The organism is Nonomuraea bangladeshensis (assembly GCF_039529455.1).
Taxonomy (GTDB): Bacteria; Actinomycetota; Actinomycetes; order Streptosporangiales; family Streptosporangiaceae; genus Nonomuraea; species Nonomuraea bangladeshensis.
In genome coordinates this window covers 109,202-116,159 of sequence record NZ_BAAAMV010000023.1, presented here as the reverse complement: position 1 = coordinate 116,159, position 6,958 = coordinate 109,202, and the positions used below count along the sequence as shown (strand labels likewise).

Annotated in this window: 7 protein-coding genes; 4 read left to right on the top strand and 3 right to left on the bottom strand. The window is 72.0% G+C overall.

The window, feature by feature from the left end; genetic code table 11:
* On the top strand, positions 1-311 hold a 311-nt coding region (locus tag ABD292_RS47250), incomplete at its 5' end, for a thiamine pyrophosphate-dependent enzyme (protein ID WP_344219759.1).
* 5 nt (positions 312-316) lie between these two features.
* On the opposite strand, the gene ABD292_RS47245 is transcribed toward ABD292_RS47250, so the two are convergent.
* Positions 317-1,066 (bottom strand): DeoR/GlpR family DNA-binding transcription regulator, encoded by a 750-nt coding sequence (locus tag ABD292_RS47245; RefSeq protein WP_344219757.1) that lies wholly within the window; start codon positions 1,064-1,066, stop codon positions 317-319.
* 100 nt (positions 1,067-1,166) lie between these two features.
* Between ABD292_RS47245 and ABD292_RS47240 the strand changes: the two genes are divergently transcribed.
* Together ABD292_RS47240 and ABD292_RS47235 are read left to right on the top strand one after the other, a co-directional pair.
* Positions 1,167-1,844, top strand: coding sequence for an NUDIX domain-containing protein (locus ABD292_RS47240; RefSeq protein WP_344219755.1), 678 nt, complete (start codon positions 1,167-1,169; stop codon positions 1,842-1,844).
* A complete protein-coding gene (locus ABD292_RS47235; protein WP_344219753.1) occupies positions 1,841-2,446 on the top strand; it encodes a GNAT family N-acetyltransferase in 606 nt (201 codons plus the stop codon). Before ABD292_RS47240 ends, ABD292_RS47235 begins: the two co-directional genes overlap by 4 nt.
* On the opposite strand, the gene ABD292_RS47230 is transcribed toward ABD292_RS47235, so the two are convergent.
* Complete coding sequence (locus ABD292_RS47230) at positions 2,432-3,109, bottom strand: TetR/AcrR family transcriptional regulator (RefSeq protein ID WP_344219750.1); 678 nt, start codon at positions 3,107-3,109, stop codon at positions 2,432-2,434. The two genes, ABD292_RS47235 and ABD292_RS47230, sit on opposite strands and share 15 nt — an antisense overlap.
* 86 nt (positions 3,110-3,195) lie before the next feature.
* Here ABD292_RS47230 and ABD292_RS47225 point away from each other — a divergent pair, with 86 nt between their 5' ends.
* On the top strand, positions 3,196-4,503 hold the full coding sequence (locus ABD292_RS47225; protein ID WP_344219748.1) for an aminoglycoside phosphotransferase family protein: 1,308 nt from the start codon (positions 3,196-3,198) through the stop codon (positions 4,501-4,503).
* Positions 4,504-4,552: 49 nt separating this feature from the next.
* Here ABD292_RS47225 and ABD292_RS47220 read toward each other — a convergent pair whose 3' ends face one another.
* Positions 4,553-6,904 (bottom strand): WD40 repeat domain-containing protein, encoded by a 2,352-nt coding sequence (locus ABD292_RS47220; protein WP_344219746.1) that lies wholly within the window; start codon positions 6,902-6,904, stop codon positions 4,553-4,555.
* Positions 6,905-6,958: the final 54 nt, after the last annotated feature.

Here is a 6,958-nt window from a genome sequence, read left to right as displayed (position 1 = left end):
TCCGCCAGTGGCAGACGCTCTTCTACGACCAGCGTTACTCCAACACCGACCTGCAGGCGACGCGCCGCATCCCGGACTTCGTCAAACTGGCGGACGCCTATGGTTGTGTTGGTCTCAGGTGCGAGCGGCCGGAGGACGTGGACGACGTGATCAGGAAGGCCATGGAGATCAACGATGTCCCCGTCGTGATCGACTTCGTCGTCCACCAGGACGCCCTGGTGTGGCCGATGGTCCCGGCAGGTACGAGCAACGACGACATCAAGCTCGCCCGGGACATGGCGCCGAAGTGGGAGAACGACGAGGACGGCTGAGTCGGTCAGGTGGCCTGGATGACCGGCACGCCGAGCGCCCGCACGGTGGCGTTGCCCGGGTCGGCGTCGGTGACGACGCCGGCCACCTCCGTCAGCGGCAGGACGGCGAACCGGGACGCCGCGCCGATCTTCTCCGAGCTGGCCAGCACATAGGTGTCGGCGGCCTGCCGCGCGAGGGCGCGCTTCATCGCGGCCTCGTCGGCGTCGTCCGTGGTCAGCCCGGTCTCGGGATGTACGCCCGTCACGCCGAGCAGGAAGAGGTCGGCGTTGACCGCGCGGGCCGCCTCCACCGCCGCCGCCCCGCAGGCCACCATCGAGTGCTTGAACAAGCGCCCGCCGATCAGGTAGACCTCCACGTCGTGGTGGCCGGCCAGGGCGCCGGCCACCGTCGGGCTGTGGGTGACGACGGTGGCGCGCAGGTCGAGCGGGAGCGCGCGGGCGACCGCGAGGGCCGTGGTGCCGCCGTCCAGGATCGCGGTGCTGCCGGGCTCGACGAGCGCGGCAGCGGCCGCGGCCACGCGCTGCTTGCCGGGAACCTCGACGCCCTGGCGGGTGGCGTAGTCCGCGATCGCGGGGGAGGCGGGCAGCGCGCCGCCGTACACGCGCTGGCACAGACCGGCGGCGGCCAGGTCGCGCAGGTCACGACGGATGCTGTCCTCCGACAGGCCGAGCTCGGCGGCGAGGTCCTTGGCGATGATCCGGCCGTCCCTCTGGAGGCGTGTCAGCAGCAGGTCCCTGCGTTGCGCGGCCAGCATGCACGTTTCTCCTTGTTCATTCCGATTTTTTCCCATTATAGTTCTGCCACGTGATGATTCCTATCGCAAGCCCTCGGTACGTCTCCCTCGGCGTGGCATCGTGACCGCGGGACTCGACACACCGGACCGGCGCGGCCGCACCGGCCTGGACCAGGTGGGACGCGACCTCACCGGCAACCCCCGGGTCCGGGTGCGCGACGTGCGGCTGCTGTCCTGCAACTGGTACGTGCTGCGCACCACCACCTTCGACTACCGGCACGCCGACGGCCGCTGGAGCACGCAGGAACGGGAGACCTACGACCGCGGCAACGGCGCGACGGTCCTGCTGTACGACGTCACCCGCCGTACCGTCCTGCTGACCCGTCAGTTCCGCTACCCCGCCTACGTCAACGGGCACGCCGACGGCATGCTGCTGGAGACCGCCGCCGGACTGCTCGACGACGAGAGCCCGGAGGAGGCGATCCGCCGCGAGGCCGCGGAGGAGACCGGCCACGCGATCGGCGAGGTCGAGCACGTCTTCACCGTCTACATGAGCCCCGGCTCGGTCACCGAACGCCTGCACTTCTACGCCGCCCCCTACGACTCCACCACCCGCGCCTCGCGCGGCGGCGGGATCGCCGAGGAGGGCGAGGACATCGAGGTCGTCGAGCTCGGCTTCGACCACGCGCTCCGCCTGGTCCGCGACGGCGGCATCGCCGACGCCAAGACCATCATGCTGCTGCAGTGGGCCGCGCTGCACGGTCCCTTCTCCCCTGAGACGGAGGATCTGTCCCGGTGAACCTTCCCGCCCTCCTGCCGCCGGCCGAGCTGCGCACCGAGCGGCTGCTGCTGCGTCCCTGGCGCCCCTCCGACCTGGAGCCCTTCGCCGCGCTCAACGCCGACCCGTCCGTCATGGAACACTTCCCGGCCACGCTCAGCCGCGCCGAGAGCGACGCGTTCGCGGCCGCCAGTGGCGACGCGGTCGCCCGTCAGGGCTGGGGACGCTGGGCGCTGGAGCTCCAGGAGACCGGCGAGTTCATCGGCTTCACCGGGCTGCACCGGCCCGCGTTCGAGGCGCCGTTCCTGCCGGCCGTCGAGATCGCCTGGCGGCTGAGCCGCCGGGCCTGGGGCCACGGGTACGCCACCGAAGCCGCCACCGCCGCGCTCGACTTCGCCTTCGACCGGCTCGGCCTGGAGGAGGTCGTCTCCTTCACCGCGACGGTCAACACGCGCTCCAGCGCCGTCATGGAACGCCTCGGCATGATCCACGACACCGCCGGCGACTTCGACCATCCGGTCCTGCCGCCCGGTCACCGGCTCCGCCGCCATGTGCTGTACCGCCTGAGCGCGGCCCGCTGGCGCGACCGCCGGCCGTACCCGTCTGGTTCAGCGGGGCGGTGACGGCTTCGCCGGGGCAGGCCGCGTGTTCGGTGGAGGAGGGGGGAGGGTGAGGACCGCGCGGACGGCGGTGCGCAGGCGTTCACGGCAGTCCTCCGTGACCACGGGCCTGCCGTCGGCGGTCGGGGCGGTCAGGGCACGGCGGAACAGCGCCGTCGGGAGGTCGACCACGCACACCGTGATCACCTCGACGCCGGCCCCGTCGGCGCGGCCCCAGAGCCCCTGCGACAGGCGGATCAGCAGCGCCACCAGCCGTTTGTCCAGGGCGAACATCGCCTCGGTCAGCTCCTCGGGCACCTCGGGACCGAGGAGCTGGTCGCGGCGCACCGAGATGAGCATGCGGGCCGCGGCGGGCCGGCGGTCGGCGAACACCGCGGGCGTCCCCGCCGCGGCCACCACCGCCTCGGTCGCCGCGCCGGGGCCGCCGGCTTCGTACGCGGCGTCGGCGAGCTCGGTCTGCAGGTCGAGGAACTCTCCCGCGGCCCTCAGCCACAGCCGCCCGAGCAGCACGGGCAGGGAGCCGAACGCGTGATAGATGGCTCCGTTCGACACTCCGGAGGCGGCCGCGAGCCCTCGCACGGTGAACCGCTCGGGGCCGTGGTCGGCCACCAGCCGCTCGGCGACGTCCAGCAGCTGATCGAGATCATGGGTGCGCGGCCGGGCCATCCTCGGAGCTTAGCAGAGCACATGCTCCGCAACGCTGCCCCGTACGGCCCCCGACACTGGGAGGGTTGTTCATATCGTCCGAATCCGTGGAAGTCGTGCTGGTCGTCGTCGACCAGGACGGTGCCGTGCTGTGCGACATGGCCGGCGGCGATCCGGCGCTGCCCCGGATGCGCTTCGACGCCAGGTGGCCGCCCATGGACAGCGAGCTGACCGATCGCGTCCGTCGCGAGCTCGGGCTGAGCACGGTGGTCCTGGAGCCGTTGGACTTCACGACAGTGGTGCTGCTGGCGGCGGGCGGGGCACGCCCGGCCTGCGCCGACGGGTTCGCCTGGCACGGGCAGGACGCGGTCACCGGGCAGAGCCCCGTCCTCGATCGCCGGGCGGCGCGATCCCGGCCGCCGGTCTCCGACTGGTTCCGGCCCGGCTGGTTCGAGCGAGCCGAGTCCTACATCGACGAGGAGCTCAAGGCCGCTGGTCGTGCCCGGCTCGGGCCGAGCCGGCAGATCAAGCACTGGAGCATGTCCGCCGTGCTCCGCACGCCGACCGACCGTGGGGACCTCTACCTGAAGGCGGTCCTGCCGAGGCTGGCCCGCGAACCGGACATCACGCGCTACCTGGCGTCCTTGCGCATCGCGCCGTTCGCCACCATCACCGCGATGTCACGCGATGATCGCTGGTGGCTCGCCGAGGACTTCGGCGGCGTGGACGGCTGGGCGGTCTCCGTGGAGAAGCGTCGTGCCTGCCTGGCACAGCTGGCCATGGTGCAGAAAGAGACCATCGGCCGCGTGGACGAGCTGACCGACGCGGGATGTGCCCGGCTCACCCCGGCTGCGCTGGCCGACGCTGTGCGGTCGACCTTGGCCCGTGACGACCTCTGGCGGGCGCCCAAGCGGCCGAGAAATCTGGGCCGGGCGCTGAGCGGCGAGGAGGCCGATCGGCTTCAGGCGCTGACGCCGTATCTCGTCGAGTGCGCCGAGCGCCTGGACGAGGCGGCCGTTCCGGCGACGATCGTCCACCGCGACTTCCACCCGGGCAATGTGGTCGTACGCGAGGACGAGATCCTGTTGCACGACTGGAGCTTCGCCACCATCACGAACCCGTTGTTCGATCTGGCCTCGTGGCTGCTGGACACGTCCGAGCCGGACGCCGCGAGCTACCTCGACGCCTACTTCGCCGCCTGGTCCGGCGCCGTCGCCCCGGAACGGATGCGCAGCGCGTGGCACGTGGCCAAGCCGCTCGCCGCCGTGGTGGAGATGATGAAGCTGATCGAGCTGGCCGGCATCGTCGGACCGGATCACGACTTCAACTGGCTGCCGATGACCTACGGTTGGGCCCGGCGGCTGCTGAACGCGGCCGCCGACCCGAGCCTGACCACCAACGGGTGGCGGAAGTAGGGCTCGTCGGCCCGGCCTCTGCGATGGGATCGCAGCGCGGCGCGAAGTTCTACGCGACATCTTCCGGCTCTCTCTCCGCCGCCAAGGGCCGAAGCGCCAGGACCGCCAGGTCGTCGCCGAACGCGACGATCAGCCGGCCGTCCGACGACGCTGCGGCCACGTGCGACACCGCGCCCGGGAGATCCGCCCGCCGCAGCTGCCGGCCACTGTCCAGGTCCCACACTCGGGCCGTGTGATCCTCACCGCCGCTCACCACGACGGGGTGGCCGGCAAATTCCGTCGCCGTCAGGGCCAGCACTGGCGCCGTATGCCCGACGAAGGGCTGCCTGACCGGCTGTCCGCTGTCCAGGTCCCACACGCGGACAGTACGGTCCGTGCCGCCGGTGACCACGACGGGGACGCCGTTGAGTGCGCTGATCGCGATGGCGTTCACCGTTCCGCTGTGCCCGGTCTCCGGTCGGCAGACCGGGCGGCCGCTGGACAGCCACCACGCCCGTATCTCGGGCGCGCCGAACCCGTGTCCGGCGGTGACCGCCACGGCGCGGCCTCGAAGCGAGCCGATGACGGCGGCGGTGACGCCGGCGTGCTCATCGCCGCGCCCGGTGATGGCTGTGCCCAGGGAGCCGTCGTCCATGAACCACACCCGCGCTTGGTTGGAGCGTCCGCCCGTCACCACCACGGGACGGCCGCCCAGGTGGCCGGTGACCACCGCGGTGATGCGGCCGTGATGGTCCTGCTCGTAGTGCGGCGTGCTGAAGGCGACGTCCCTGGCCTGACCGCCGGGCAGGCGCAGCAGCCGCGGAGCCGATCGTCGGTTGCGGTTGATCACCGCTACGGGATCGCCGTCGAGGTCGGCCAGGGCGAGCCGGACCTGTCCCGGTCCGGTGGGGATGGGGGGACCCAGGAACGTGCCGTCGGCCAGGTCGATGACGCACAGATGCCCTTCGCCCCGCCCGGGATCATCCTTGTCGCAGGCGTCGTGGTGCGCCGTGACGACGACCTCGCGGCCGCCGACCTGGCCGACGACCAAGCCCGTGACCTCGCCCGGCAGGCGGCGCGGTCGCCCGGCGGCAGGCGCCGCACATGCGGCGGTCAGGTCCCAGGCCCGCACCACCGACGACTGCAGGCCACTGGTGACCGCGACGACACGGCCGTCGGCCTCGGCCACGCAAACCGCGTCAGGTTTCGCGCGGCCCGGCGGCAAGGGCACGCACAGCGGCTCGCCGGTGGCCGCGTCCAGCACACGCACGCGCCCAGCGCGGTCGACCGCGGCCAGGATCGGGCGGCCGCCGAGTTCCCCGTACGCGAGCGATCGGCTGCCGCTCGTCAGGAGGCCCCGCGGCAGCAGCTCGCGGAGGAGCGTCCCGTCGCGCAGATCCCGGACCTCGACCGGACCGTCGTGGCCCCCGCAGACCACGACGGGACGACCGTTGAGGGACAAGGCGAGCAGGCTTTCCGGCTTGCCGGATGTCGTGATCGAGGCCGCGACCTTGCTTGCGGCGAGGGGATCCCACACGTGCAAGCGGCCGTCGTCGTCACCGATGATCGCGACCGACCGGCCGTCCAGGGTCGTCGTGGTGATCGAGACCGCCCTCGTACCGAGGTGCGCCTCGAACGGGGTGCCCAATGGATGACCGTCAAGCAGGTCCCACGCTCTCACCGCCGATCCGCCGGAGATCACGACCGGACGGCCCTCCACCGTGGTGACGGCCAGAGGATCGCTCACGTGCCCGGTGACGATCCGTGCGCCGACGCGCTGCCCGGAGTCGAGGTCCATCACCCACACACTCGCCCGCAGGAGGTCGTCGACGATGCTGTATCCACTGATGACAAGCGATCGGCGACCGTCCAGCACCACGATCTCCAGGGCGTGGACCCCGCCGTCGCCGAACACCGGTCTGCCGACACATCTGCCCGATCCCAGGTCCCAGACCCAGCCCTCACGCCCGCGGGACGCGACGGTCACCACGTCATGACCCGGCGAGCCGCCGGTGGCCATCGCCCGGACCGTCGCCGGCCCCAGTCTTACGTGGCCCGGCAGCTCGGCCGACCACAGCAGCGCGCTGTCCAACGACGTGCCCGTCGCCCACTCGACGCGGAACGGAGCCTCCGCGCCGCGCTCGTCCGGCACCTCGGCGAGCCGGTGACCAAGGTCGCCGGCCTGCCATCGGGCGGCGTCCACGGCCAGAACCTGGCGTCGCGCGCCGGGCCTCAGTCCACGGTGCCAACCAGCGGACGTACGGTAGACCGCCGCCACCGACCGCGCCTCGGCCCCCTCCGCCCGCGACGCGAGGGCCAGCACCTCGTCCGGGTCGGCATGGATGAGGAAATGCGCGTCGCCCAATACCTCCTCGATGAGATGCCGCCCGCCGCCACGGCCAGGCGAGTGGTGCTCAACCAACGGTGGACCTCTCCGGCAGGAGTGTGCTGCCTCTCACGTGACGGTTCCTGTCAT

Bases quoted from the DNA above. Each gene is read 5' to 3' on its own strand.
- ABD292_RS47245 (WP_344219757.1), bottom strand. From the start codon at position 1,066: ATGCTGGCCGCGCAACGCAGGGACCTGCTGCTGACACGCCTCCAGAGG.
- ABD292_RS47230 (WP_344219750.1), bottom strand. From the start codon at position 3,109: ATGGCCCGGCCGCGCACCCATGATCTCGATCAGCTGCTGGACGTCGCC.